Genomic DNA, 25,287 nt, shown 5'->3' on the forward strand with positions numbered 1-25,287 from the left:
CATGCAGTTTCCGCCGGTTGAAGCCCCGAAGCAGTCCCACGGCCACGCCGTCGCCGACGCGTTGGCGGGCTCTGCCGCAGGGCTGGCGCTGGGCAGGCTCGGCTCGCTGGCGTCCTGGACCGCCTCCGTGCAAGGCAAGGACATCCCCGCCCCGTTCGTCCGCCCGCGCGTTGTGGTCGTGGCGGGCAAGCACGGCGTCGCCGCGCGCGAGGTGTCCGCGTGGACGCAGGACGCGGGAGACGCCCAGGCGCAGCAGCTGCGCGCAGGCGGCGGCCCGGCCCACGCCGCGGCGCGGCTGACGGGTGCGACGGTGCGGTTCATCGACGACTACCTCGACGCCCCCACCGGCGCCATCGACGTGGAGGCCGCCACCTCCCCCGAGGTGTTCGACGCCGCGCTTGCCGCCGGTGCGGAGGTGGCCGACAACGAGATCGATTCGGGCGCGGACCTGCTCATCCCCGGCGACATCGGGGTGGGCAACACCACCGTCGCGGCGGCCGTCTACGGCGTGTTCACCCGCACTGAGCCGGTCAAGGCCATCGGCCGCGGCTCCGGCATCAACGACAAGGTGTGGAAGGTCAAAGTCGCCGCCGTGCGCGACGCGATGTTCCGCGTGCGCGGCTTCCGCGAAGACACCGAGCGCGTCTGCGCCGAACTCACCGGCCCGGACTTCGCCTTCCTGGTGGGCCTGATCGCCCAATCGGCAGCGCGGCGCACCCCCGTGCTCATCGGCGAGGCATACCCCACCCTCGCCGCCTACGTGGCCGAGCGCCTCGCCCCCGGCACGAAGGACTGGCTCATCGCTGGCCAGTCCACCGCGGAACCGGCCCACGCCGGCTGCCTGGAGGCGCTCGGCCTCACGCCGGTGTTGGCGCTGGAGATGAAAACGGGCCAGGGCGCAGGGGCCCTGGCCGCGCTCGGACAGCTCAACCTCGCCGCGGAGTTGGCGGGTGAGGTGCTGGCCGAAGGGGCGTCGACAAGCAATTAGCCCTCAATGAGCACGGTGTTCCAGCCGTGGGTGTCCTCCACCTCGCCGGTCTGGATGCCGCGCAGGCGCTCGCGCATGGCCATGGTGATCTCTCCGGCCTCGTTGTTGTTCACCGTGAATTCGCCCTCGTTGGATTTCACGGTGCCGACCGGGGTGATCACGGCTGCGGTGCCGCACGCCATGGTCTCGGTGATGGTGCCGTCCTCCACACCGGAGCGCCACTGTTCGACGGTGATCCGGCGCTCCTCCGCCTCATAACCTAGGTCCTTCGCCACCTGCAGCAGCGACTTGCGGGTAATGCCCGGCAGCAGCGAACCAGTCAGCTCAGGGGTGATGATCTTCGCGTCCTCGCCGGAGCCCTCGACGAACATGAGGTTCATGCCGCCCATCTCCTCGATGTACTTGCGCTCAATCGCGTCGAGCCAGACCACCTGGTCGCAGCCCTTCTCCGCAGCCTGCTGCTGCGCGAGCAGGGACGCGGCGTAGTTGCCGGCGAACTTCGCGTCGCCGGTGCCGCCGGGAGCGGCGCGAACGTAATCCTCGGAGATCCACACGCTGACCGGCTTGACGCCGCCGGAGAAGTACGCGCCGGCCGGGGAAGCGATGATGTAGAAGCTGTAGCTTGTCGACGGCTTCACGCCCAGCGTCTTTTCCGTACCGATCATGAACGGGCGCAGGTAGAGCGACGCCTCGCCGCCGGCCTCCGGGACCCAGTCGGAATCAATGTCCACGATCTGGCGCACCGCCTCCAGGAAGACCTCCTCCGGCAGCCTTGGCATCGCCATGCGCTCGGCGGAGTTGTTCAGGCGCTTCGCGTTCTGCTCCGGGCGGAACGCGGTGATGCTGCCGTCAGAGTGGCGGTATGCCTTCAGGCCCTCGAAGATGGCCTGACCGTAGTGGAACACGTTGGAGGCGGGGTCCAGCGAGACCGGCTCATAAGCGCGCACCTGCGCGTTGTGCCAGCCTTCGTCCTCGGTCCACTCGATGGAGACCATGTGGTCCGTGAACTCCTGGCCAAACGCTGGGTCTGCCAGGATCTTCGCGCGCTCCGCGTCGGGGGTGGGATTCTCAGTGGGGGTGATTGTGAATTCGATCTCAGACATATGGCCCAGGGTACTCCCTATTTCAGTACGCTCCCAGGGTGTAATTGCCCGCACAACGAAAGGACATCCATGGCCTTCGAGATCAGCCTCCCTGCCCGCGGCACGACGGTGCGCACAACCCTCAGCGAAAGCGCTCCGTCCGGCGCGGCGCTGCTCGTCCCCGTCGCCCACGGCGAGGACGGCATCGAGGTTCCCGTCACCGCACTCGCCCCGAAGGGCCTGCTGGAGGCGCTGGTTGCGGTCGGCGCCAAGGGCACCGAGGGCGAGGTGACGCGCCTGCTTATCGACGACCACCTGGTCACCGCATTCGGCCTCGGCGACGCCTCCGAGATCGACGACGAAGCTGTCCGTCGCGGCGTGGGTGCGGCCGCTCGCGCCTTGAACGACGTGGAGCGCGCCGCCATCTCCGCCGAGTTCGGCGTCGCGCCTGTGGTGGAGGGCCTGCTGCTGGGCGGCTACACCTACACCGGCCTGAAGTCCCAGGCCGAGGTCCAAGACGACGAGAACTCCGATGCCGAGACGCCGCAGACCACCGAGGTCACCGTCGTCGGCGCCGACGAGGCCGAGTACAACGCCGCGGTGATTGTCGCCGAGTCCGTGAACCTGGCCCGCGACCTGGTCAACACCCCTGCGAACTACCTCTACCCCGAGTCCTACGCGTCCGTCATGGGCGAGGTCGCCTCGACAGCCGGCCTGGACATCGAGGTGCTGGACGACACCGCGCTGGAAGAGCAGGGCTTCGGCGGCATCCTGTCCGTAGGTCGCGGCTCCTCGCGCCCGCCGCGCCTGGTGCACCTGACCTGGGCACCGTCAGATGCATCGACGAAGGTCGGCCTGGTGGGCAAGGGCATCACTTTCGACACCGGCGGTATCTCGCTCAAGCCCGGCTCCGGCATGGAGGACATGATCTCCGATATGGGCGGCTCCGCGGCACAGCTCGCCGTCATCGCCGCGTCCGCGCGCCTTAAGCTGCCGGTGCGCATAGACGCCTGGCTGCCCCTGGCGGAGAACATGCCGTCCGGCACCGCCACCCGCCCGGGCGACGTGATCACCCACTACGGCGGCATTACCAGCGAGGTCATTAACACCGACGCCGAGGGACGCCTCGTGCTTGCCGACGCCGTCGCCCGCGCCTGCGAGGACGACCCCGCCTACCTCATCGAAACGGCGACGCTCACCGGCGCGCAGTTGGTGGCGCTGGGCAACCGCACCGCAGGCGTGATGGGCTCCGATGAGCTGCGCGACCTCATCGCCGAGACCGGCCGTGGCGTGGGCGAGCAGGCCTGGGCCATGCCGCTACTGGAGGAACAGGAGGACGAACTGAAGTCCCCCATCGCCGACATCCGCAACACTCACAACGCGCGTACCGGCGGCATGTTGTTCGCCGGCCTGTACCTGTCTCGCTTCGTGCCGGAAGACATCGAGTGGGCGCACATCGACATCGCCGGCCCCGCCTGGAACGGCGGCGCCCCCTACGGATACACCCCGAAACGTGCCACTGGCGCGCCTGTGCGGACGATTGTGGAGACGTTGTCGCGCCTCGTCGATAAGCAATAGCGCTCTCGCAAAACTTTACATGCGCGCCCGACAATAAGCCCCTGACCTGCAGGTTAAGATCTGCTAGTTCGGGGCTCGCTTTGTGTCAGATTTTGCGAGTTTCGTTTACTGGCCGTAGGGGTTCTCGCCGCGCTCGAACCGGGCGCGGCGCTGCTTTTGCTCCTCGCGTTTGCGCAGGATGCGCTCCTGCTCGATTTTCCGACGCATACGGTCGGGGTAGCCGGTCTCCTCGACGTCGTAGAGCATGATGCCCAGCATGTCGGCCACCTGGTCGATGCCCTTGGGCCCGCCGATGCGGCGGCGGGTGTAGTTGCCTTTTTCGTCCACGAGGACGACGGACATCTCGTTGACCATCGTTTCCGGCTCGACAAAGCCCTCCACGTACGCACGGCCTGTGACCCAGTCGCGCAGGTACTGCGCATCGTCCGGACGGATCGTCTCCCCCGGCGCGCGGGGTGGTTTAAACGTCGTGGACTTCTTGCCTTTGCCGAACAGGTTGAACACGTCCCACATCATACGGTGCGCCTCGGGCAGGAAAGGTCACCCCTTGGGCAACGTGCGGGGCCTGTTACAGGTACGCTTTGTGCCTGTATAGCTTCCAACGTTTCAATGAGGAGACTTAAGAAATGGCGCACTCAGTTGAGATGCCCGAGCTGGGCGAATCGGTCACCGAAGGCACGATCACCACGTGGCTGAAGGAAGTCGGCGACACGGTCGAGGTGGACGAGCCGCTGCTCGAGGTCTCCACCGACAAGGTCGACACCGAGATCCCGTCCCCGGTTGCAGGCGTGATCCTGGAGATCAAGGCCGACGAGGACGACACCGTTGAGATCGGCGACGTGATCGCCATCATCGGCGACGAGGGCGAGGAAGCAGACTCCTCCTCCGAAAAGAAGGAAGAGAAAGCCGAGGCTGAGGAGCCGGCCGAGGAGAAGGCTGAGGCGCCGAAGAAGGAAGAGAAGCCCGCCAAGAAGGCTTCCGGCGACGCTACCGACGTGGAGATGCCGGAGCTGGGCGAGTCCGTCACCGAGGGCACCATCACCACCTGGCTGAAGGAAGTCGGCGACGAGGTTGAGGTCGACGAGCCGCTGCTCGAGGTCTCCACCGACAAGGTCGACACCGAGATCCCGTCCCCGGTCGCAGGCACCCTGATCGAGATCCTGGCCGAGGAGGATGACACCGTCGAGGTCGGCGATGTCATCGCCCGCGTCGGCGACGCTGATGCCGCTGCAGCTTCCGACGACGCCGACGATGCTGATGACGCCGACGAGGCCGACGCAGAGGAACCGAAGGAAGAGGCCAAGGAAGAGAAGAAGGCCGAGCCGAAGAAGAAGTCTTCCGGCGGCGCAGGCACCAAGGTTGAGATGCCGGAGCTGGGCGAGTCCGTCACCGAGGGCACCATCACCACCTGGCTGAAGGAAGTCGGCGACATGGTCGAGGTGGACGAGCCGCTGCTCGAGGTCTCCACCGACAAGGTCGACACCGAGATCCCGTCCCCGGTTGAGGGCACCATCCTGGAGATCCTCGCCGAGGAGGACGACACCGTCGAGGTCGGCGATGTCATCGTGATCATCGGCGATGCCGACGCCTCCGTCGAGGAAAACGACGCCGACGAGGCTGAAGAGGCTGAGGAGCCGGCCGAGGAGAAGGCTGAAGAGAAGCCGGAGCCGAAGAAGGAAGAGCCGAAGGCCGAGAAGGCTGAGAAGGCTGAGTCCAAGAACGCTTCCGCGAAGGTGAACAACGGCGGCAACGTCCCGTACGTCACCCCGCTGGTGCGCAAGCTCGCCGACAAGCACGGCGTTGACCTGAACTCGGTTGAGGGCACCGGTGTCGGCGGCCGCATCCGCAAGCAGGACGTCCTGGCAGCTGCCGAAGGCGGCAAGGCCGAGGGCAACGCAGCTGCTGCGGCGAAGGGCGACGAGAAGGCGGCTCCGAAGGGCCCGCGCGCCAACTGGTCCACCAAGTCCGTGGATCCGGCGAAGGCGGAACTCATCGGCACCACCCAGCGTGTGAACCGCATCCGCGAGATCACCGCCGCGAAGATGGTGGAGTCCCTGCAGACCACCGCGCAGCTGACCCACGTGCAGGAAATCGACGTGACTCGCGTTGCGGAGCTGCGTAAGAAGGTCAAGCCGGCATTCGTCGAGAAGCATGGCGCAAACATCACCTACCTCGCCTTCTTCATCAAGGCCACGGCAGAGGCGCTGGTCTCCCACCCGAACGTCAACGCGTCCTACGACGCTGACGCGAAGGAGATCATCTACCACTCCGACGTCAACATCGGCATCGCCGTGGATACCCCGATGGGTCTGCTGGTGCCGGTGATCAAGAAGGCGCAGGACATGAACCTGGCCGACATCGCGAAGGCGATCACCGACCTGGCGTCCCGCGCGCGCGACAAGAAGCTGCGTCCGGACGACCTGTCGGGTGCAACCTTCACCGTGACCAACATCGGTTCCGAGGGCGCGCTGCTGGACACCCCGGTGCTGACCCCGCCTCAGGCCGGCATCCTGGGCACCGCCGCGATTGAGAAGCGCCCGGTCATCGTGACCGAGGACGGCATCGACTCCATCGCAATCCGCCAGATGTGCTACCTGCCGTTCACCTACGATCACCAGCTGATCGACGGTGCGGACGCGGGCCGTTTCGTCACCACCATCAAGGACCGCATCGAGGAGGGCGATTTCGAGGCTGACCTCGACATCTAACCCCTGAACGCGCTGAACCCGGCACCGTTTTTCGGTGCCGGGTTTCGTCCTTTTTGGCATACAGTGGTGGCATGCCTGACACGTTCAAATCATTTCGTAACGCCACCGACCACTTCATGCGGTAGGCCCTCGGCGGCCTTGTCGCCGCGCACCCGTGCGCGCAGTGGCACGACGAGGGCTTCGTGGGGCTTTTGCTTGACGACGCCACCAAAGGCGAACAACGAGTAGCCGTCATCTCCGGCGGCGGGTCCGGCCACGAACCGATGCACGCCGGTTTTATCGGCTCCGGCATGCTGGATGCGGCCTGCCCGGGCCTGTTGTTCACCTCCCCCAACGCGGTGCAGATCGGAGCGGCCACCGAGTGGGCGGACCGCGGCAAAGGCGTGGTGCACGTGGTGAAGAACTACACCGGCGACGTGATGAACTTCACCATGGCGGCGAACCACGCCGGCGTCGAGGTGGCGCAGGTGCTGGTGGACGACGACGTGGCAACCGAGATCGACAACGACGATTCGCCAGGCCGCCGCGGCACCGGAGCGACCGTGATCGTGGAGAAGATCGCCGGCGCGGCCGCCGCGCGCGGCTCTCGTGGAGGAGCTGCTGGACGGCATCCTCGGCTCGCTTGGCAACCCCAGCGGCGACGTGATGCTCTTCGTCAACAGCCTCGGCGGCACGAGCCAACTGGAGCAGGACTTGATCTTCGACGAGGCGCTCAAGCAGCTGACGGACCGCGGGCTGAAGGTGCGCCGCGGCATGCGCGGCACGCTGGTGACCTCGCTGAACATGGCGGGCATCTCGCTCACGCTCACCGTGCTCGACGACGAGCTCATCGAGCTCATCGACGCCGAAACGTCCGCCCACGCCTGGCCCGGCACCGTCAACGACCCGGAGTATGCCGAGGCGATCCTGGTGGACAACGAGACCCAGCCGGACAGCGGCGAGGAAAACGCGTGGCTGACCCGCTTTGTCGAGCGTCTCGCCGCCAGCTACGACGACCTGACTGCCCTTGACCGCGAGGCCGGCGACGGCGACTTCGGCCAGAATATGGAGGCGGCCTTAGGTGACGTCGTCACGCCTGTGCGTGGCACCGACGCGGACGTGCTGAACTTTTTCGCGCACCGCATGCTGGTGCGCGGTGACGTGGCTGTTCGGTGAAGCGGGTGTGGACGAGTTCTAAAACGGGCTTTCAGCGGCTGAGAAACAGCTAAGCTGTCGCGTGGTTATCACAACCCGATTTTTCAAGGAGCCCTCTTTTGGATTACATCTCCCGTCATATCGGCCCAGACCAGGCAGAACAGCGGAAAATGCTGGATGCGCTGGGCTACGATTCCATCGATGCGCTGATCACCGCGGCGGTGCCCTCCGGCATCCTGGCGCAGCAGCCGCTCGACCTGCCGGAGGCGTTGACGGAGTACGAGGCCCAGGACCGCTTGCGCGAACTCGCAGACAAGAACACTGTGCTGCGCGCGTTTTACGGTCAGGGCTTCTCCTCCACCCTGACCCCGCCCGTGATCCGCCGCGGTGTGGTGGAGGATGCCGGCTGGTACACGGCCTACACGCCGTACCAGGCCGAGATTTCGCAGGGCCGCCTCGAGGCGCTGCTGAACTTCCAGACCATGGTGCAAGATCTCACCGGTTTGGGCATCGCAAACGCATCGCTTCTCGACGAAGCATCCGCCGCCGCCGAGGCAGTCGGGCTGATGTCCCGCGTGGTGAAGAAGGGCCGCCGGGTGCTTCTGGATTCGCGTCTGCACCCGCAGGTGATCACAGTCGCCTCCGAGCGCGCCCGCGCGATCGACCTGGAGGTCGAGGTGGCCAACCTGGCCGAGGGCGTGGTCGGCGAGGACCTCGTCGGCGCGGTGTTTGCCTACCCGGGCACCGAGGGCGACATCGTGGACCCGCGCCCGGTGATCGAAGCGATCCACGAGCGCGGCGGCCTGGTCGCCGTCGACGCCGACATCCTGGCCCTGACGCTTCTGGAGTCCCCCGGCGAGTTCGGCGCGGACATCGCAATCGGCAACACCCAGCGCTTCGGCGTGCCGCTGTTCTACGGCGGCCCGCACGCGGCCTACATGGCGGTGCGCGAGAAGCTGCAGCGCCAGATGCCGGGCCGCCTGGTGGGCGTGTCCAAGGACACGGAGGGCTACCCCGCATACCGCCTGGCGCTGCAGACCCGCGAGCAGCACATCCGCCGCGAGCGCGCCACCTCCAACATCTGCACCGCCCAGGCGCTTCTGGCGGTGACCGCGTCCATGTACGCCGTCTACCACGGCCCTGAGGGATTGAAGGACATCGCGCGCGCGGTCCACCAGCGCGCCGCGGACTTCGCGGCGTCGCTCGAGGCCGCCGGCCTGAACGTCAAGCACGCCGAGTTCTTCGACACGGTGGCGGTTGAGGTTGCGGGGGCACCGGAGGTCGTCGCAAAGCTAGCGGATGCTGGGTACCTGGTCCGCGCAATCGACGAGACCACCGTCGGCGTGTCCTTCGGCGAAGACACCACCGACGCCGACGTCGAGGCGCTGCTGGCAGGCTTCGGCGCTTCCGTCGCCGAGGGCACCGCGCGCATCCCCGCGGCGCTGGAGCGCACCACCGAGTTCCTCACCCACGAGACGTTCAACCGCATCCACTCCGAGACGCAGATGATGCGCTACATCCGCACGCTCGGCGACAAGGACCTGGCGCTGGACCGCACGATGATCCCGCTGGGCTCGTGCACCATGAAGCTCAACCCCACCGCCGGCCTGGAGGCGATCACCTGGCCGGGGTTCGCCAACGTGCACCCCTACACCCCCGACGAGTACACCGAGGGGTGGCACGAGCTTATCGACGAAATACGCGCCTGGCTGGTGGCGATCACCGGGTATGCAGAGGTGTCGGTGCAGCCGAACTCCGGCGCGACCGGCGAGCTGGCCGGCCTTCTGGCCATCCGCGCGTACCACGTGGCCAACGGCGACGCTGAGCGCGACATCTGCCTCATCCCGGCCTCCGCGCACGGCACGAACGCGGCGTCGGCGACGCTGGCGAACCTGCGCGTCGTGGTGGTCAAAACCGCGGACGACGGCTCCATCGACCTGGCGGACCTGGATGCGAAGCTGGACAAGCACGCCGACTCCGTGGCCGCGATCATGCTCACCTACCCCTCCACGCACGGCGTGTACGAGGAGGACGTGCGCGTGGTCTGCGACAAGGTGCACGCGGCCGGCGGGCAGGTCTACATCGACGGCGCGAACATGAACGCGTTGACCGGCATCGCCCGCCCGGGCGACTTCGGCGGCGACGTCAGTCACCTGAATCTGCACAAGACGTTCACCATCCCGCACGGCGGCGGCGGCCCGGGCGTGGGCCCGATCGGCGTGGGCGAGCACCTGATCCCGTTCCTGCCCGGCGACCCGACCGCGGCCGACGGCAAGGGCGGGGCGCCGGTGACCTCCACCCTGTACGGCTCGGCGGGTGTGCTGCCGATTTCGTGGTCCTACATCGCCATGTCCGGTGCCGCCGGCCTGCGCAGCGCCACCGAGCACGCCGTGTTGGGCGCGAACTACATCGCGCGCGAGCTGAACGATTCCTACCCGGTGCTCTACACCGGCAACGACGGCCTGGTCGGCCACGAGTGCATCCTGGACCTGCGCGAACTTACCGACGCCTCCGGGGTCACCGCGGCGGATGTGGCCAAGCGCCTGATCGACTACGGCTTCCACGCCCCCACCCTCGCCTTCCCCGTCGCGGGCACGCTGATGGTGGAGCCGACCGAGTCCGAGGACTTGGCCGAGCTGGACCGCTTCGTCGAGGCGATGCGCGCCATCCGCGCCGAGATCCAGGAGATCATCGACGGCGAAGTGGAGTACGAAAACTCCGTCGTGCACAACGCGCCGTACACCGCCGAGAGCGTGATCCGCTCCGAGTGGCCGTACGAGTTCACGCGCGAAAAAGCCGCATACCCGGTGGATTCGCTGGTGCACGGAAAGTACTTCCCGCCGGTGCGGCGTATCGACGAAGCCTTCGGCGACCGCAACTTCCAATGCTCCTGCCCGCCGCCGGAAGCCTTCGACACCGAAACCGAATCCTAAGGAGGAACACACATGCCACAGACCCCGCTGCACGCCACGCACGAAAAGCTCGGTGCGAGCTTCACCGATTTCGGCGGCTGGGAGATGCCGCTGAAGTACGGCTCGGAGCTGGAGGAGCACCGCGCGGTACGCACCGACGTGGGCATTTTCGACCTGTCCCACATGGGCGAGATCACCATCCAGGGCCCCGATGCCGCCGCGTTTTTGGATTACGCGCTGATCTCCAACTTCTCCGCGCTCAAGGACGGCAAGGCGAAGTACTCCATGATCGTCGCCGAGGACGGCGGCATCATCGATGACCTGATCACCTACCGCTTCAGCGAGAACCACTTCATGGTCGTGCCCAACGCTGCGAACACCAACGCGGTGTGGGCGGCGTTTGAGGCGCGCCAGGGCGACTTCGAGGTTCAGCTCACCAACAATTCCGAGGCATTCGCGCTGGTTGCGGTCCAGGGCCCGCGTGCGATCGAGGTGTTGGAGCCTTTGCTTAGCGACGACGCCTCCGCCCTTTCCTACTACTCCGGCGCGTGGATGACCCTCGACGGCGTTGAAACGTTCGTCGCCCGCACCGGCTACACCGGCGAGGACGGCTTCGAGCTGTTCTGCACCCGCGAGGACGCGCAGAAGGTTTGGGACGCCGTCATCGATCAAGGCACCCCGTGCGGCCTGGCGGCGCGCGACTCGCTGCGCCTGGAGGCATCCATGCCGCTGTACGGCCACGAGCTGACCGCCGAGATCACCCCGGTGGAGGCCGGCATGGGCCGCGCGTTTGCCAAAAAGGAAGCGGACTTCGTGGGCAAGAACGCTTTGCTCGGCCGCGAGCCGAGCGTGGTCATCGCCGGGTTGACCTCCGAGCAGCGCCGCGCCGCCCGCGAGGGCGCTGAGGTCTTCCTCGCAGGCTCGGACGACAAGATCGGCGTGGTCACCTCCGGCCAGCCGTCGCCGACGCTGGGCCACCCGGTCGCGCTCGCGCACCTGGATCCGGCGCATGCTGAGGAAGGCACGGACGTGGACATCGACATCCGCGGCCGCCGCTACCCGTTTACTATTGCACCGACCCCGTTTTACTCCCGAAAGGACGCATAACCATGGAGCTGAAGCAGGACTTCTACTACTCCGAGGATCACGAGTGGATCAACGCCACCCCGGACGAGGCCGCCGGTAAGACCGTGCGCGTGGGCATCACCCACGTCGCTGCTGACCGCCTCGGCGAGGTTGTCTTCGCGGAGCTCCCGCAGGTGGGCGACACCGTCACCGCCGGCGAGACCTGCGGCGAGATCGAGTCCACCAAGTCCGTCTCCGACCTGTACTCCCCGGTCACCGGCACGGTCACCGCGGTCAACGAGGACATCGACGGCGCCTACGAGGCCATCAACAACGACCCGTACGGCGAGGGCTGGCTCTTCGAGGTGGAGGTCGAGGAAGTCGGTCCGCTGATGACCGCCGACGAGTACGCCTCCTCCAACGGCGTGTAGTTCCGGCCGGGGACTACGGTTGGAGGGCATGACTGCCCCGCGCGATCCGTTCTTCCCCGCCGACAAATCCATCCGAGCCTCAGCCTCGCCCATTGATGTGCGCGAGCTGGGGCTCGTGGACTATCAGGAGGCCTGGGACCTCCAAGCAGACATTGCTTCTCGACGGGCCAAGGGCGAACTGCCCGATACAGTGCTAGTCCTCCAGCACCCCTCCACCTTCACCGCCGGCAAGCGCACGCAGCCGAAGGACATGCCCGACCCCGCCTACCCCGTGCCGGTGGTGCCGGTGGACCGCGGCGGGCGCATCACCTGGCACGGCGAGGGCCAGCTGGTGGTCTACCCCATCATCAAGCTCGCGGAGCCGGTGGACGTGGTCGACTACGTGCGCCGCTTAGAGGAGGCGCTCATCCAGGTCGTGCGCGACGCGGGCGTGACCACGGCGGGCCGGGTCGACGGTCGCTCCGGGGTCTGGGTGCCGGAGGAGACGAAGGCGGTGGCCCCGGAGGCGTCGTCACGCGAGCGCAAAATTGCCGCCCTGGGCATCCGCATCACCCGCGGCGTGACCATGCACGGCCTCGCCTTGAACTGCAACAACACCCTCGAGCACTACGAGCACATCGTCGCCTGCGGCATCGACGACGCGGATGTGACCACCCTGTCACTCGAGCTCGGCCGCGACATCACCCCGGCCGATATGGCCGCCCCGATGGTGCGCGAGCTGGAGCGGGCGCTGTCCGGCGAGCTGGTCGTGGCGGACCACACGTTTGCCACCCGACCGGACCCCTCGAAGGGTTTGACACGGAAGGTACGGTAAATAGCGTGACTGTAGCACCAGAAGGCCGCAAGCTCTTGCGCGTTGAGGCGCGCAATTCCGAAACACCGATTGAGAAGAAGCCGCGGTGGATCCGCAACTCCGTCAAGACCGGTCCCGAATACGAGGACATGAAACAAAAGGTCAAGGGCGCGGGCCTGCACACCGTGTGCCAAGAGGCGGGCTGCCCCAACATCCACGAGTGCTGGGAATCGCGTGAGGCGACCTTCCTCATCGGCGGGTCCCGCTGCTCGCGCCGCTGCGACTTCTGCGATATCGCCTCCGGCCGCCCGGACCCGCTGGACCGCGACGAGCCGCGCCGCGTGGCAGAAGAGGTGCAGAACCTCAAGCTGAACTACTCCACCATCACCGGTGTCACCCGCGACGACCTCGATGACGAGGGCGCCTGGCTCTACGCCGAGGTCGTGCGCAAGATCCACGAGCTCAACCCGCACACCGGCGTGGAGAATCTCACCCCGGACTTCTCCGGCAAGCCGGACCTGCTCCAAGAGGTCTTCGAGGCCCGCCCCGAGGTCTTCGCGCACAACGTGGAGACCGTCCCGCGCATCTTCCGCCGCATCCGCCCTGCGTTCCGCTACGAGCGCTCCCTCGATGTCATCCGCCAGGCCCGCGACTTCGGTCTGATCACCAAGTCCAACCTGATCCTGGGCATGGGCGAGACCCGCGAGGAAGTCCTCGAGGCGCTGCACGACCTGGTGGACGCAGGCTGCGACATCATCACGATTACCCAGTACCTGCGCCCCGGCCCGACCTACCACCCGATCGACCGCTGGGTGAAGCCGGAGGAGTTCATCGAGTACCGCGACGCCGCCTACGAAATGGGCTTCGGCGCCGTCATGTCCGGCCCGCTGGTGCGCTCCTCCTACCGCGCCGGCAAGCTCTACGTCGAGGCGATGGCGCACCGTGGTCTCGAGCTGCCGGAGAACCTGAAGCACCTGGCGGAGACGTCGCAAGGCGACACTGCGCAAGAAGCCTCCACCCTGCTGGAGAAGTACGGCGCATCCGCCGACCACCCAGTGGAGACCCGCTAGGGTCTTTGGCCCGCGTCTTAGCTGTGGCATACAGTTATGTCCATGGCTAAGACGCAGGACAAGGAAGCGGCGAAAGCCGCCAAGAAAGAACAGCGCGCCGCGAAGCGCGCCAAGGGCAAAGCAACGCGGACGCAGCTCAAGCAGGCGTTTGACCTCCAGCGCAAGCGCGACAAAGCGCTCATCCCCATCATGCTCGCCTGCGTGCTGGGCGGCGGGCTGCTGTTCTTCCTCCTCGGCCTGTGGTGGGGCGCGAAGTGGTTCTGGCTGATCATGGGCCTGATCCTCGGCGCCGTGCTGGCGATGTTCATCTTCTCCCGCCGTCTGGAAAAGTCCATGTACGACGAGGTCGGCGACACCCCCGGCGCCGCAGGCTGGACGCTGGAGAACATGCGCAACACGATGGGCATCGTGTGGCAGACCAAAACCGGCGTGCAGGCCAACACCCACATGGACACCGTGCACCGCGTCGTGGGCAACCCGGGCGTCGTGCTCGTCGGCGAAGGCAACCCGAACCGCCTGAAGTCCCTGATGAGCAAAGAGCACAAACGCGTGGAACGCTTGCTTGCGGGCGTGCCCGTCTACGAGGTCTACGCCGGCGAGGGAGAAGGCCAGGTGCGCAACCGCGACCTGCAGAAGCACCTGCTCAAACTGCCGAAGAACTACCAGAAGAACGAGGTGTACAGCCTCGCCGCAAAGCTCGAGGCGATGGATTCCCGCGGCCACGGCGTCCAGGCCGCCGGCCTGCCGGGCGGCCCGCTGCCGAAGCAGGCCCAGAACATGGCGGGCATGAACCGCAAGATGCGCCGCATGCAGGAGCGCAAGGGCGGAAAGTGATCGAACCCAACCCCGGCATGGACGCCGAAGCGAACACCTGTCTTCGCTTCGGCGTCTTGTTGTTGTCTGCCGGCGCGTCCGGCTACCGCGTGATCCGCGCGGTGAAGCGCTGCGCCCGCTCGGTGGGCTTCGACGACGCCGACGTCATCGTCGGCTTCAACACCATCAGCTGCACGTTCCACCGTGGCCAGCAGTTCCGCACCGCCGTGTCCGACGTGCCGCTGCCGGGTGTGAACGCCTCGCGCATCGAGGCGCTGGAGACCGCGGCGCACTCACTTCTGCAGAGCTACCGCACGCCCGAGGTCATCGATGCCATGCTCGACGAGATCGACCGCATCCCGTCTCCACGCTGGGGCCTTTGCCTATCGACGTTCGCCGCCGGACTCGCCTGCGCCGGATTCGCAGTACTGAACCAGTTCGGGCTCGCCACCGCTGCGCTGGTGTGCCTGGCGGCGATGCTGGGCCAGCTCGTGCGGGCGTTTTTGCACAAGGCGCACTTCAACCTGATCGGCATCACGATGGCGGCGTCGTTCGTCGCCTCGTCGGCGTTCTTGCTGCTTGACCGGGTGCTGCCGCTTGCCAGCGTGGTCTCCCCCGGCTTCATCGCCGCGGTGCTGTTTCTCATCCCCGGCTTCCCGCTGTTTACCTCGTTTGTGGACCTCGCCCGCTTCGACTTCACCGCCGGCATCCCGAGGCTGTTTTTCGCCCTCGAGATCATCGTGGTGATCATGCTGACCGTCTCCGTGGTGGCGATGCTCTCCGGCACCCCGGAGCTGCCGTCGGCGGCGGTGCCGACGTCGGCGGAGTTCATGGTCGCCGGGGCACTGGCCAGCTTCGTCAGTGTGGGCTGCTTTGCATTGCTGTTCAATTCGTCGAGACGCATGGCGCTCATCGCCGCCACGCTCGGGATGGCAGCCAACGTAGCACGGCTCGCCCTGCTTGCGGACGGGGTGCGCTCGTATCTGGCCGCCTTCATCGCCGCCCTGATCATCGGCGTCGCCGGCGGGCTTTTGGGCCGGGTGGCGAAGGTGCCCCGCACCACCGTGACCATCCCGGCGGCGGTGGTGATGATCCCTGGCCCCGTCATCTACGCCGCGGTGCACAACTTCGCCGAGGGCGACATTCTCAACGCGCTTTCGAAGTTCACCGAGGTGTCGTTCGTGGTGCTGTTCATCGCCGGCGGGCTCGCCGTGGCGCGCATGCTCACTGACCCGAACTGGGCGATGTACCGCTACATCGACTTCGACCACGAACTCGTCGGCGAGGAACGCCCCATCAACAACTAGGTGCGGATCACCGTCGTGGTGGTGGCGCGATCGTGCATGCCGCGCCCGTTGGCGTCCACAAGCGCCGCCGGCAGCACAAAACCGGTGAGGATTGTGCGCACCGCCGCGCGCCACAGCCCCACCGAGGCCTCCTTGTCCACGCGCGCCACACCCATGCCCAGCGCCGCCATGCCCGGAGTGCGGGAGAACAACCAGCCGCACACGATGCCCAAAACGATCCACAGCAGGTACGTCGCGGTGTAGCGGTCCCCCAACGCCGACGTGTTCGCCGTGATCAGCGACGCAGCCACCGCGCACAACGCCCAGTCAATGAACACCCCGCCCATGCGGCGCAGCACCGACGCCTGCGAGCCCGTCCCCTCCTTAGGCATCCCGAGATACTGCCCCGGGTACTCAGGCAAGGTGTCCTCGCCGGAGAATTGGTTCGGGATTTCGGGGCCGTCGTGCCAGTTTTGTCGTCGAGAAGCAGCCATGCCTTCCGAGCGTAGTGTCACGCGCGCGTAGACTTGAAACCGCTATGTCCTACACACAACGAGGAGTACCACCCGTGTCCTTCGACAACATCGAAGATGTCAAAAAATTCGTCGCTGACGAGGAGGTGGAATTCGTCGACGTACGCTTCACCGACGTGCCCGGCATCGAGCACCACTTCTCCATCCCGGCGTCGATGTTCGACGAAGACGTGATGGAAGAAGGCCTCGCCTTCGACGGCTCCTCCATCCGCGGCTTCACCACCATCGAAGAATCCGACATGACCCTCATGCCGGACCTCGCCACCGCCAAGCTCGACCAATTCCGCGGCTCCAAGACCCTGAACGTGAAGTTCTTCGTCAACGACCCGTTCACCCACGAGCCGTTCTCCCGCGACCCGCGCAACGTGGCCAAGAAAGCCGAGGAATACCTCAAGTCCACCGGCATCGCCGACACCTGCTCCATCGGCGCCGAAGCCGAGTTCTACCTGTTCGACTCCATCCGCTACGAAGTGGAGGGCCACTCCGCGTTCTACGAAATCGACGCCGAAGAAGGCTGGTGGAACCGCGGCAACGAAGTCGAAGCCGACGGCTCGCCGAACCTCGGCTACAAGAACCGCTGGAAGGGCGGCTACTTCCCCGTCGCCCCGCACGACAAGACCGTCGAAGTGCGCGACGCGATGGTGCGCAACCTCGCCGCCGCCGGCTTCGACATCGAGCGCTTCCACCGCGAAGTGGGCAACGGCGGCCAGCAGGAAATCAACTACCGCTTCAACACTCTGCTGCACGCGGCCGACGACCTGCAGGACTTCAAGTACATCATCAAGAACACCGCCACGCTGTACGACAAGACCGTGACGTTCATGCCCAAGCCGCTCGCCGGCGACAACGGCTCCGGCATGCACGCCCACCAGTCGCTGTGGAAGGACGGCGAACCGCTGTTCTACGACGAGTCCGGCTACGGCGGCCTGTCCGACATCGCCCGCTGGTACATCGGCGGACTGCTCGAGCACGCCGGCGCGGTGCTGGCGTTTACCAACCCGACGCTGAACTCCTACCACCGCCTCGTGCCGGGCTTCGAGGCACCGATCAACCTCGTGTACTCCCAGCGCAACCGCTCCGCCGCGATCCGCATCCCGATCACCGGCGCGAACCCGAAGGCCAAGCGCATCGAGTTCCGCGCTCCGGACCCGTCAGGCAACCCGTACCTCGGTTTCGCGGCGATGCTCATGGCCGGCATCGACGGCATCAAAAACCGCATCGAGCCGCACGCCCCGGTGGACAAAGACCTCTACGAGCTGCCGCCGGAGGAGGCCAAGGACATCCCGCAGGCACCGACCTCGCTGGAAGCCGCGCTCAAGGCGCTGGAGGCGGACCACGACTTCCTCACCGAGGGCGACGTGTTCACCGACGACCTCATCGAGACCTACATCAAGCTCAAGTACGACAACGAGATCACCCCGGTGCGCCTGCGTCCTACCCCGCAGGAGTTCGAGATGTACTTCGACTGCTAGGTTTGCATAGCCTGACCTGCGCTAAGTCAGGCCGAACTTCCTTGCGGGGGTGATCCGGCCGGGCGATGATTGGATCATGACTGATCTGATGAACCGCCCCCACCCCGACTGCCCCGCGGATTGTCCGGGTACGGCGGAACGGGGCGTCGATAGGCAGGAGCCCGGCACCGGCGAGCGGCTGAACCGCCTGCGTGCCGCGGTGTTGGGCGCGAACGACGGCATCGTCTCCACCGCCGCCGTTGTCGTCGGCGTGGCGGGCGCGACGTCCGACCAGACCACGATCGCGATGTCCGGCCTGGCCGCGGTGATCGGCGGCGCGGTGTCGATGGCGTTGGGCGAGTACGTCTCGGTCTCCTCGCAGCGCGACTCCGAGCGGGCCATGGGGCTCGCCAAGGAGATGCAGGTCAACCCGTGGTCCGCGGCCATTGCGTCATTCCTGTCGTTCTTGCTCGGCGCCGCACTGCCCTTTGCGACGGCGCTGCTCGCCCCCGCATCCTGGCGCATCGCCGCGATCTTCGTGCTGACCCTGGTGGCACTTGCGTTGACGGGCGCGCTGTCCGCGAAACTCGGCGAGGCCCCGGTCGCACGCTCGGTGGCCCGCATCGTGGTCGGCGGCACCATGGCGCTGGCGGCCACGTTCGCCATCGGCTCGCTGTTCGGGGCGAACGTGGGGTAGCCGCGTTGGCGGGCAACACCTCGCAGGTAAACCGTGAACTTCGCGACAACTGGCGGGCCGGATGAGCACCTTTGCCAAAAAGGGATTACCATGCGCTGAGTGACTGACAAGTTCCGCCAACTGCCACCGCCCGGCCCCGCGTGGGGCGGCAGCCTCATGGGCACCTCAATCGTGTCGCGACTGCTCGTGGAGATGGACCACCAGTTCTTCTCCGCCGTCTTCGCCGCGATCGCGTGCTTCATCCTCGTTGTGCTCGTCTTCGGGTTCGCGCGCTACCGCCACCCCAGCTTCGAGCGCACCACCATGGCGGAATGGTCGATGTTCTTCATCGGCATCCTCGCGCTCGGCGCGGCGCTTTCCGGGCTTACCGACGAGGGCGTCTACCGCCTCATCGGCTTCTGGATCGGCGCCCCCGTCACCGCAATCACCTGGGCCATCCAGCTCACCCGCTTCGACGGCGCGCCGAAGTTCACCTGGGGCCTGCCGTTGGTCGGCCCGATGATTTCCGCGTCGGTGGCAGGCTGGCTCGCCCGCGACTACGGGCAGTTCTACCACGTGCTCGGAACCGTGTTCTTCCTGATGTCCCTGTTCACCGCGGTGCCGACCTTTGCCCGCGTGTACTGGGCGGCGTGGCACGGCAAGGTGGACCTTTCGGGGCCGCTGTCGGCGACAGCTTGGGTGCCCCTGGGTGTGATCGGACAATCCACCACGGCGATGCAGATTCTCTACCCGGGCAAGGTTTCGATCTACTACGGCTACGTCGCGCTCGTGTTGGCCATCCCGCTGGGCATCTGGGCGATGTGGAACTTCTACCCCAATGTCGCGCGCTGGGTGGAGTACACACCTGCCTGGTGGGCGTGCACCTTCCCACCCGGCACGGTGAGCATGGGCGGACACCAGGTGGCGCTTGTCAACGGCTCGCACTGGCTCGACGTGGTGGCGCTGACCCTCCCGTTCTTGCTCATCGTGCACTGGTCGCTCTGCTCCGGCCGCTTCCTCAGCTGGGTGCTAGAGGGGCGACGCTAAAAACGGCATGCCGGTATGCCCCGCCGCGGGTGGGGCGGGGTGTGTGGTGGTTAGTCGAAGAGCAGCTCCATCGCGCCTGGGGTGGTCATGGGGACTTGTGTGCCGTTGGGGGCGATCCAGTGGATGCGGGCGTTGGGGTTGTCGATGTAGCCGAACGGGCCGTTTTTGTTGTCGGCGTTGACCCCGTTGTGGAAGGGGCAGAGTTCGGCGAGGTTGTCCATGTTGGTCATCCCGCCGTAGCGCCATGCGTTGATGTGGTGTGTTTGGGTGGTTTCGGCGGAGTGTTTGCAGTCGGGAAACGCACAGGCCGGGCAGAGCAGCTTCGACATGGTCTTTTGTTTGGGGTTGGCGCAGCGCTTTGCGTGGTAGAGGTTGACGGGGCCTTCTTGGGGGTGGAACGCGGCGACTTCGAGGATGTCGCCGAATTCGTGCTCCATGTATTCGGCACCGGTCATGGTGGTGCCGTCGGTGCAGATCAGCGTGACCTCATCGCCGGTGCCGGATTGGATGCGGGCCCAGTCGGCGATCGGCACCAGGATGATCGGGCGGAAGTTCGCCTTCGGTATGCCTTTGCCGTCGCGCAGGATGCTGATAAGCGTGTGGGCCATTTGGGCGGCGGCTGGGTCGTCGGCGTCGATGAGTTTGCGCAGCAGGTGCTCAAGATCGGCCAGGTCGCGCTCGTTGTAGGTCAGGATCATGGTGCGCATGCCCGCCTTCGAGCGGCTAAACCTGCACGAGGGTGGGGCGGGTTTGACGGGTTGTTTGATCAACCGTTTGATGCGCTTGGTTAAGGCCCGATACGAGCCGCGGTGGCGCACCAAATCCAACCGGATGCGCCAGCGTTCCGCGGCTCCTTCGACGGCGAGGAGCTTTTTCTCGATGTGCACGAGCTGGTCGACCGGCAGACCATGAGCAGCCTCGAGTGCGTCGCGTTGTTTGCGGGTGAACTGGGTCGGCCCAAAGTAGGTGTGGTGCACCCGCGCCAAATCGCGCACCCGGCCGGTGGACAGGCCGGCGGCCATAGCTATGTCGCGGTCGAAGTCGGCGAGCACACCCACGCCTGCGGAAACAAAGTCGGTGAAGTTCATGGCCCAGAAGCTAAGGCAGCGCAACCCCCAAAACTAGACCCGCGGCGAATTGTGGATAACTCAACCTGTGAAATTCACAATCCGCAGGTTAGCGCGCCAAATTTAAATCGACGTCCACCCCGTTGACGCGCCCGCGGGAGGTGAACTGCCACACCGTGGGCTCTGGGAAGCCGAGGGGGCGCGGCCAGTCCCCCAGCTCCGGCAACGCAGCAACGTCCACGACTGGGTTGGTGCCCCACTGCGCCAGCCACAGCGCGCCGAACTCGGATACAGAAGCAAACAGCATGTGCCGGCGCCAGTACCAGGCGCTCGTGTAGATCCCCGCCACTTCGACGCCAGCGGAGGTGAAGGCGTGGTGGGCGGAGTGGACGTCGAGAAGCGAAAGCCCCGCGGGGGACTCGACGTCGAGCCACATAGGCAGGCGGCGATCCCCTAAAACCTCGAGCGCAGCGGCAACTTGCGAGGCGATGGACGTGCCTTCGGACGGAGCGCGCAGGAAGTGGTACGCCGCCGTCGTGTGCGGGGCGAACGACGAAAACGCCGCGTCCTGGTAGGTGCCGTCGGTGGTGCGGGCGATGACGAAGTCGAAGCCGGAAACGTCCAGCCCAGCCTGGTGCTCGGAAACGTCGAGCCCCAGCCTCACCGCTTGGTCAGCCCCATGCGCGGCGCGAAGCTGCCTGGGTGGCGGCGCTGCGAGGCGGCGTCCGCGATGGCCAGGCGCCACTTCGGGTCGCGCACCGGCATCTGGGAGATGGGGAACCAGCCGGCCTCGGTGTTTTCGTCGTCGCCGACAACAGGATCCACGGTGGGGTCAAGCGGCTCGCAGCGCAACTGCACCGTCATATAGCTGGCCTTGTCCCCGTTCGCGTGGGTGACCGGCCCGTGCGCGCCGACACCCAAAATCGCGGCGGCGGTCACGCGCACGCCGGTTTCCTCCAGCACCTCGCGCACCGCCGTGACGTGTGGCTCTTCGCCCGGGTCCGCGATGCCGGTCACGGGGGTCCACTCGCCGTTGTCGGCGCGGCGCACCAGCAGCACTTCGGGGACGGCCCACGGGGAGGCAACGGTGGCGTCGCGAAGCACGACGGCGCACACGGCCGGCACCCACATCAGGTCGGTGCCGATTTTCTTGCGGGTTTCCACGATGAACTCCGGGATAGGCATGGTGGCAAGTGTACAATCCCCAGAATTATGAGCACCGCCGTTTCCGACACGCAGCCCTGGGTCAGACGCGTCCCCGCTCCCCTGTTCGTCGCGGTGTACGGCGCGCTGGTCATCCTGGTGATTTTCGGTGCGGCGATGGCGGCGAGCCGCACCACGGCGAGCACCCCGGCGGACGCGGAGTTGCCGCAGCCGGAGCGCCCGTTCAACCCGGCGCCGGCGGATCCATCCAACGTCGCGGCGAGTATTCGCCCCCACCTGATCGAGAACGTGCGCGTGGGTGAGACGAACACAGGCGCGATGATGCGCGGCGACGTCGTGGTCGGCGCGCTGGACGACTCCACTGAGATCGCGGGCCACCTGTCGCGTCTTTTGGAGCAGAATTGTTTGGACACGGTGACGTTGACGTCGAAAAGTGGTATGCGCTTTAACTTCTGGGGCTTTTGCTTCTCGACGCTCCCTCCGGAGACCCTCGCCCAGTTCATCGATTTCGGCGTGGCTGAGGGCGCCGATTCCGTGTCATTTTCCGACTACGCGTCGCACAACCACTTCCGCGTAATCACCCTGAACTGGATGGATGCGGATGACGCCGACGCGCTGTCCGAGCGCTGGCTGGACGTAGAGCGCCCCGACGAGATCGACCGCGTGACGTTCAACGGCTACACCGACGACGAAGTCGTGGTGGTGGACAACGACCAGGAAACTGGCGAGCAGCTCAAACGCTGGCCGCTGCTCGCTAACCCTACTACCAGCGCCGGGGAATAAACTCCGCGTCCGGCACGGCATGCCGGATCACGGCCATGACCTGCTTAACGTTGGAGTAGCTCATCAGGTGCGGGTCCTCCATGCCCTCGTAGCACTCCTCGCCCGCGCGGCCGGCTTCCGTGCCGGAGACGACGCCGATGACGGTGGCGCGGCCGCCCACGTCCGCGAACACGGGCCCGCCCGAGTCGCCGGAGGCGGCGCATACGGCGGCGATGTCGCCGAACGTTTCGTCCTCCACGCCGGGGTCGAGGTTGACTATCTGCACCCGCTCGGTGGCCTCGAAGGTGCCGCAGGTGTAGCCGGTGGTCGCCCCCGTTTTGCATAGCCTATCGACGGGCCCAAGGCCCTCCCCGATCCCAGTCGGAATCGGCGCACCGACCACATCCATGAACCGGTCGGGGTCTGTGATCTCAATGATCCCCACGTCCGTGCCCTCCGTGGCCGGGGTGTGCTGGGAGTACAGCCCGGAGAAGATGAAGTGGCCGACCTCGGAGGCGTAGTCGATGGCCGTGGACGCGTTGGTGGGCCACACCAGGTCGCCCTCGCGGCCGCAGTGCCCGGCGGTCACCGCGTATGCGCGTCCGTCCTTGCCGGTGAACGAGAACGCCGCGGTGCACGACTGCGCCGTGAAGTGCTCGCCGGGCGCCGGGCGGTGGTCCGTGGTCTGGATCTTCGTCCCCGGCGCCCACGGGGCGAACGCGGGCACGAGCACGTTGTTTTCGCTGTCCGGCGCGGGTGAGGCGTCGCCAGGCGTTTGCACCTCGGACAGTGCCTCGCGCTCCTCCACGGTGCCGGTGGGCACCCTGGATGCGTTCAGGCCCAGCCACACCACGATGCCCACAATCATCGCGGTGGCGACGATCACGGTGATCCACCCGCCCGTTTGCAGCCCGCTGCGGCGCGCGGGCTGGACCGGCTGCGGCGCGGGCATGTCCGGGAACTTCAGCGGGTGCTGCGGGTACTGCTGCTGGGGTTGCTGCGCAGGCTCCCCCGGCATGTCTGGGAAGCGCCACTGCTGCCCCTGCTCGGGCTGGTAACGCGTCGCTGAGCTGGGCCGGTGTGGCTGCCCGGGCTGGTTACTCGGAGGCGTCAACCGCCGAGCCCTCGTCGCCGGACTCGCCGTCCTTTGCTTGGTGCTTCTCTTCGGCCATGATCTTCATGTCCCGGATGAACTTCTCCGGGTCGAAGTCGGTGTAGTGCTCCGGGCCTGCGAACTGCTCCTGTGCCATGGTGCGCGCTCCTTTCTGTCGCCCTAGACGTTAGTGTCCTCGATGGCCTCGGCGATAAACGCCTTGACGGCCTCGGCGTCGTTAGGCAGGTCGGTCACGTGGCGCTCGGCGTCCATGATGTCCGCGAAGCGCTCCGGCACCTCCGGGGCCTCCCCGATGGCCTCGGCGATGGTGTCGGCGAACTTCACCGGCAGCGCCGTCTCCAGCACCACGATCGGGGTGTCCACCTCGCCGGCGAGCTGCTCGGCCACGTACACGCCGTCGGCGGTGTGCGGGTCCACCAGCACGCCGAACTCGTCGCTCACGCGCTTGATGGTGGCCACGCGGTCGGCGTGGGTGGAGGTGCCGGAGGCGAAGCCGAACTCGCCGCGGATGCGCTCCATCACCTCTGGCCCACCCAGGTCGGAGGCGGAGAAGCCGCCGTTTTTCACCTTGTTGGCGAACAGCTCGGCGGTGAGGTCGGAGTTGCGCAACGTGGCGTCGAAAAGCATCCGCTCAATGTTCGACGCCTTGGAGATGTCCATGGACGGCGACGACGTCGCGTGGGTCTCCGCGGCGGAACGGGGGCGGTACTCGCCGTTGGCGAAGAAGTCGTGGAGCACGTCGTTTTCATTCGTGGCGACGATGAGGCGGTCGATGGGCAGGCCCATCTGCTTCGCGATGTGCCCCGCGCACACATTGCCGAAGTTGCCGGTGGGCACGCAGAACGAGACGCGCTCGTCGTTCGTCTCGGTGACCTTGAGATACGTCGCGATGTAGTACACCACCTGCGCGAGCAAACGCGCGAAGTTGATGGAGTTCACCGCGCCGATGGAGTACTTCGACTTGAACGCCGCGTCGGCGCTGACGGCCTTGACCACGTCCTGGCAGTCGTCGAACACGCCGTCAAGCGCGATGTTGAAGATGTTCGGATCGTCCAGGCCGAACATCTGCGCCTGCTGGAACGGGGTCATACGCCCGGCCGGGGTGAGCATGAACACGCGGATGCCGTCGCGCCCGCGCATCGCGTACTCGGCCGACGAGCCGGTGTCGCCCGAGGTCGCGCCCAGGATGTTGAGCTCCTCGCCGCGGCGGGCCAGCTCGTACTCGAACAGCTCGCCGAGCAGCTGCATCGCCATGTCCTTGAACGCCGCAGTCGGGCCCTCGGACAGGTGGCCGATGTGCAGCGTGTCATTCAGGCGGGTCACCGGGACGATCTCCTCGTCGGCGAAGACGGGCGTGCGGTACGCCCGGCGCGCGATCGCCTCGAGGTCCGCCTCGGGGATGTCGTCGACGTAGAGCTTCAGTACTTCGGCGGCGAGGGCTGCGTAGCCGTCGTGAAGCAAAAGCTCGCGCCACTCGTTCAGAAGTTCCGGGGTGATGGACGGGTACACCGCCGGCATGAACAGGCCGCCGTCGGGGCTTAGGCCCGTGAGCAGGATGTCTGTAAAGGAGCGCGGCTGCGCCGATGCGTCGCGAGTTGAGATGTAGTCCACCC

General features: G+C 66.5%; 24 protein-coding genes and 1 pseudogene. 16 read left to right on the forward strand and 9 right to left on the reverse strand.

Annotated elements, in window-relative coordinates:
* The first annotated feature begins 1 nt into the window (after position 1).
* Positions 2 to 988, forward strand: coding sequence for a nicotinate-nucleotide--dimethylbenzimidazole phosphoribosyltransferase (locus tag CAFEA_RS07745; RefSeq protein WP_063938824.1), 987 nt, complete (start codon positions 2 to 4; stop codon positions 986 to 988).
* On the opposite strand, the gene CAFEA_RS07750 is transcribed toward CAFEA_RS07745, so the two are convergent.
* Positions 985 to 2,091, reverse strand: a complete 1,107-nt coding sequence (locus tag CAFEA_RS07750; protein ID WP_063938825.1) for a branched-chain amino acid aminotransferase — start codon at positions 2,089 to 2,091, stop codon at positions 985 to 987. The two genes, CAFEA_RS07745 and CAFEA_RS07750, sit on opposite strands and share 4 nt — an antisense overlap.
* Positions 2,092 to 2,160: 69 nt before the next feature.
* On the opposite strand from CAFEA_RS07750, the gene CAFEA_RS07755 reads away from it, so the two are divergent.
* Complete coding sequence (locus CAFEA_RS07755) at positions 2,161 to 3,648, forward strand: leucyl aminopeptidase (RefSeq protein WP_063938826.1); 1,488 nt, start codon at positions 2,161 to 2,163, stop codon at positions 3,646 to 3,648.
* A 105-nt stretch (positions 3,649 to 3,753) separates the two neighbouring features.
* On the opposite strand, the gene CAFEA_RS07760 is transcribed toward CAFEA_RS07755, so the two are convergent.
* Complete coding sequence (locus CAFEA_RS07760) at positions 3,754 to 4,152, reverse strand: hypothetical protein (RefSeq protein ID WP_063938863.1); 399 nt, start codon at positions 4,150 to 4,152, stop codon at positions 3,754 to 3,756.
* Positions 4,153 to 4,274: 122 nt separating this feature from the next.
* Between CAFEA_RS07760 and sucB the strand changes: the two genes are divergently transcribed.
* The 10 genes and pseudogenes from sucB to CAFEA_RS07810 all read left to right on the forward strand — a co-directional run bounded on the left by sucB (position 4,275) and on the right by CAFEA_RS07810 (position 15,881).
* Positions 4,275 to 6,356: a 2-oxoglutarate dehydrogenase, E2 component, dihydrolipoamide succinyltransferase gene (sucB, locus tag CAFEA_RS07765; protein WP_063938827.1), complete on the forward strand. Its 2,082-nt coding sequence runs from the start codon at positions 4,275 to 4,277 to the stop codon at positions 6,354 to 6,356.
* Positions 6,357 to 6,538: 182 nt separating this feature from the next.
* Positions 6,539 to 6,869: pseudogene (locus CAFEA_RS07770) on the forward strand (dihydroxyacetone kinase subunit DhaK); the annotation flags it as partial.
* 75 nt (positions 6,870 to 6,944) lie between these two features.
* The gene (locus CAFEA_RS07775; RefSeq protein ID WP_063938828.1) at positions 6,945 to 7,511 is read left to right on the forward strand and encodes a dihydroxyacetone kinase subunit DhaK; all 567 of its coding nucleotides are present in this window, start codon (positions 6,945 to 6,947) and stop codon (positions 7,509 to 7,511) included.
* Between the two features lie 98 nt (positions 7,512 to 7,609).
* Entirely contained in the window at positions 7,610 to 10,423 is a 2,814-nt protein-coding gene (gene gcvP / locus CAFEA_RS07780) for an aminomethyl-transferring glycine dehydrogenase (RefSeq protein WP_063938829.1), read from the forward strand.
* A 12-nt stretch (positions 10,424 to 10,435) separates the two neighbouring features.
* A complete protein-coding gene (gene gcvT / locus CAFEA_RS07785) occupies positions 10,436 to 11,509 on the forward strand; it encodes a glycine cleavage system aminomethyltransferase GcvT (protein WP_063938830.1) in 1,074 nt (357 codons plus the stop codon).
* Positions 11,510 to 11,511: 2 nt separating this feature from the next.
* The gene (gene gcvH, locus CAFEA_RS07790) at positions 11,512 to 11,898 is read left to right on the forward strand and encodes a glycine cleavage system protein GcvH (RefSeq protein WP_034998480.1); all 387 of its coding nucleotides are present in this window, start codon (positions 11,512 to 11,514) and stop codon (positions 11,896 to 11,898) included.
* Between the two features lie 28 nt (positions 11,899 to 11,926).
* Positions 11,927 to 12,712 (forward strand): lipoyl(octanoyl) transferase LipB, encoded by a 786-nt coding sequence (gene lipB, locus CAFEA_RS07795; RefSeq protein ID WP_063938831.1) that lies wholly within the window; start codon positions 11,927 to 11,929, stop codon positions 12,710 to 12,712.
* Between the two features lie 5 nt (positions 12,713 to 12,717).
* Positions 12,718 to 13,761, forward strand: a complete 1,044-nt coding sequence (gene lipA / locus CAFEA_RS07800; protein ID WP_063938832.1) for a lipoyl synthase — start codon at positions 12,718 to 12,720, stop codon at positions 13,759 to 13,761.
* A 42-nt stretch (positions 13,762 to 13,803) separates the two neighbouring features.
* Entirely contained in the window at positions 13,804 to 14,595 is a 792-nt protein-coding gene (locus tag CAFEA_RS07805; protein WP_063938864.1) for a DUF4191 domain-containing protein, read from the forward strand.
* Positions 14,592 to 15,881, forward strand: coding sequence for a threonine/serine exporter family protein (locus tag CAFEA_RS07810; RefSeq protein ID WP_082855748.1), 1,290 nt, complete (start codon positions 14,592 to 14,594; stop codon positions 15,879 to 15,881). The genes CAFEA_RS07805 and CAFEA_RS07810 overlap by 4 nt, the downstream gene beginning before the upstream one ends.
* On the opposite strand, the gene CAFEA_RS07815 is transcribed toward CAFEA_RS07810, so the two are convergent.
* A complete protein-coding gene (locus CAFEA_RS07815; RefSeq protein WP_034998474.1) occupies positions 15,878 to 16,354 on the reverse strand; it encodes an RDD family protein in 477 nt (158 codons plus the stop codon). The genes CAFEA_RS07810 and CAFEA_RS07815 overlap by 4 nt on opposite strands.
* A gap of 44 nt (positions 16,355 to 16,398) precedes the next feature.
* On the opposite strand from CAFEA_RS07815, the gene glnA reads away from it, so the two are divergent.
* From glnA to CAFEA_RS07830, 3 genes are all read left to right on the forward strand, one after another.
* Positions 16,399 to 17,865 (forward strand): type I glutamate--ammonia ligase, encoded by a 1,467-nt coding sequence (gene glnA / locus CAFEA_RS07820; RefSeq protein ID WP_394326894.1) that lies wholly within the window; start codon positions 16,399 to 16,401, stop codon positions 17,863 to 17,865.
* 76 nt (positions 17,866 to 17,941) lie between these two features.
* On the forward strand, positions 17,942 to 18,541 hold the full coding sequence (locus tag CAFEA_RS07825; protein ID WP_082855749.1) for a VIT1/CCC1 transporter family protein: 600 nt from the start codon (positions 17,942 to 17,944) through the stop codon (positions 18,539 to 18,541).
* 99 nt (positions 18,542 to 18,640) lie between these two features.
* Positions 18,641 to 19,567, forward strand: a complete 927-nt coding sequence (locus CAFEA_RS07830; protein WP_076589872.1) for a TDT family transporter — start codon at positions 18,641 to 18,643, stop codon at positions 19,565 to 19,567.
* A 50-nt stretch (positions 19,568 to 19,617) separates the two neighbouring features.
* On the opposite strand, the gene CAFEA_RS07835 is transcribed toward CAFEA_RS07830, so the two are convergent.
* The 3 genes from CAFEA_RS07835 to CAFEA_RS07845 all read right to left on the reverse strand — a co-directional run bounded on the left by CAFEA_RS07835 (position 19,618) and on the right by CAFEA_RS07845 (position 21,819).
* Positions 19,618 to 20,655 (reverse strand): HNH endonuclease signature motif containing protein, encoded by a 1,038-nt coding sequence (locus CAFEA_RS07835; protein WP_063938834.1) that lies wholly within the window; start codon positions 20,653 to 20,655, stop codon positions 19,618 to 19,620.
* An 88-nt stretch (positions 20,656 to 20,743) separates the two neighbouring features.
* Positions 20,744 to 21,298, reverse strand: a complete 555-nt coding sequence (locus CAFEA_RS07840) for a GH25 family lysozyme (protein WP_063938835.1) — start codon at positions 21,296 to 21,298, stop codon at positions 20,744 to 20,746.
* Positions 21,295 to 21,819, reverse strand: coding sequence for an NUDIX hydrolase (locus tag CAFEA_RS07845; protein ID WP_063938836.1), 525 nt, complete (start codon positions 21,817 to 21,819; stop codon positions 21,295 to 21,297). The genes CAFEA_RS07840 and CAFEA_RS07845 overlap by 4 nt, the downstream gene beginning before the upstream one ends.
* A gap of 27 nt (positions 21,820 to 21,846) precedes the next feature.
* On the opposite strand from CAFEA_RS07845, the gene CAFEA_RS07850 reads away from it, so the two are divergent.
* A complete protein-coding gene (locus tag CAFEA_RS07850; RefSeq protein ID WP_063938837.1) occupies positions 21,847 to 22,581 on the forward strand; it encodes a hypothetical protein in 735 nt (244 codons plus the stop codon).
* Here the strand turns inward: CAFEA_RS07850 and CAFEA_RS07855 are convergent.
* From CAFEA_RS07855 to thrC, 3 genes are read right to left on the reverse strand one after another with little or no spacing between them, the layout of a single operon-like run.
* Positions 22,562 to 23,674, reverse strand: coding sequence for a S1 family peptidase (locus CAFEA_RS07855; protein WP_253705029.1), 1,113 nt, complete (start codon positions 23,672 to 23,674; stop codon positions 22,562 to 22,564). The two genes, CAFEA_RS07850 and CAFEA_RS07855, sit on opposite strands and share 20 nt — an antisense overlap.
* Positions 23,658 to 23,810: a hypothetical protein gene (locus CAFEA_RS07860; RefSeq protein ID WP_172796745.1), complete on the reverse strand. Its 153-nt coding sequence runs from the start codon at positions 23,808 to 23,810 to the stop codon at positions 23,658 to 23,660. Before CAFEA_RS07860 ends, CAFEA_RS07855 begins: the two co-directional genes overlap by 17 nt.
* A gap of 23 nt (positions 23,811 to 23,833) precedes the next feature.
* Complete coding sequence (gene thrC, locus CAFEA_RS07865) at positions 23,834 to 25,285, reverse strand: threonine synthase (protein WP_063938838.1); 1,452 nt, start codon at positions 25,283 to 25,285, stop codon at positions 23,834 to 23,836.
* Between the last annotated feature and the right edge of the window lie 2 nt (positions 25,286 to 25,287).

Source organism: Corynebacterium afermentans subsp. afermentans (genome assembly GCF_030408355.1).
GTDB lineage: Bacteria > Actinomycetota > Actinomycetes > Mycobacteriales > Mycobacteriaceae > Corynebacterium > Corynebacterium afermentans.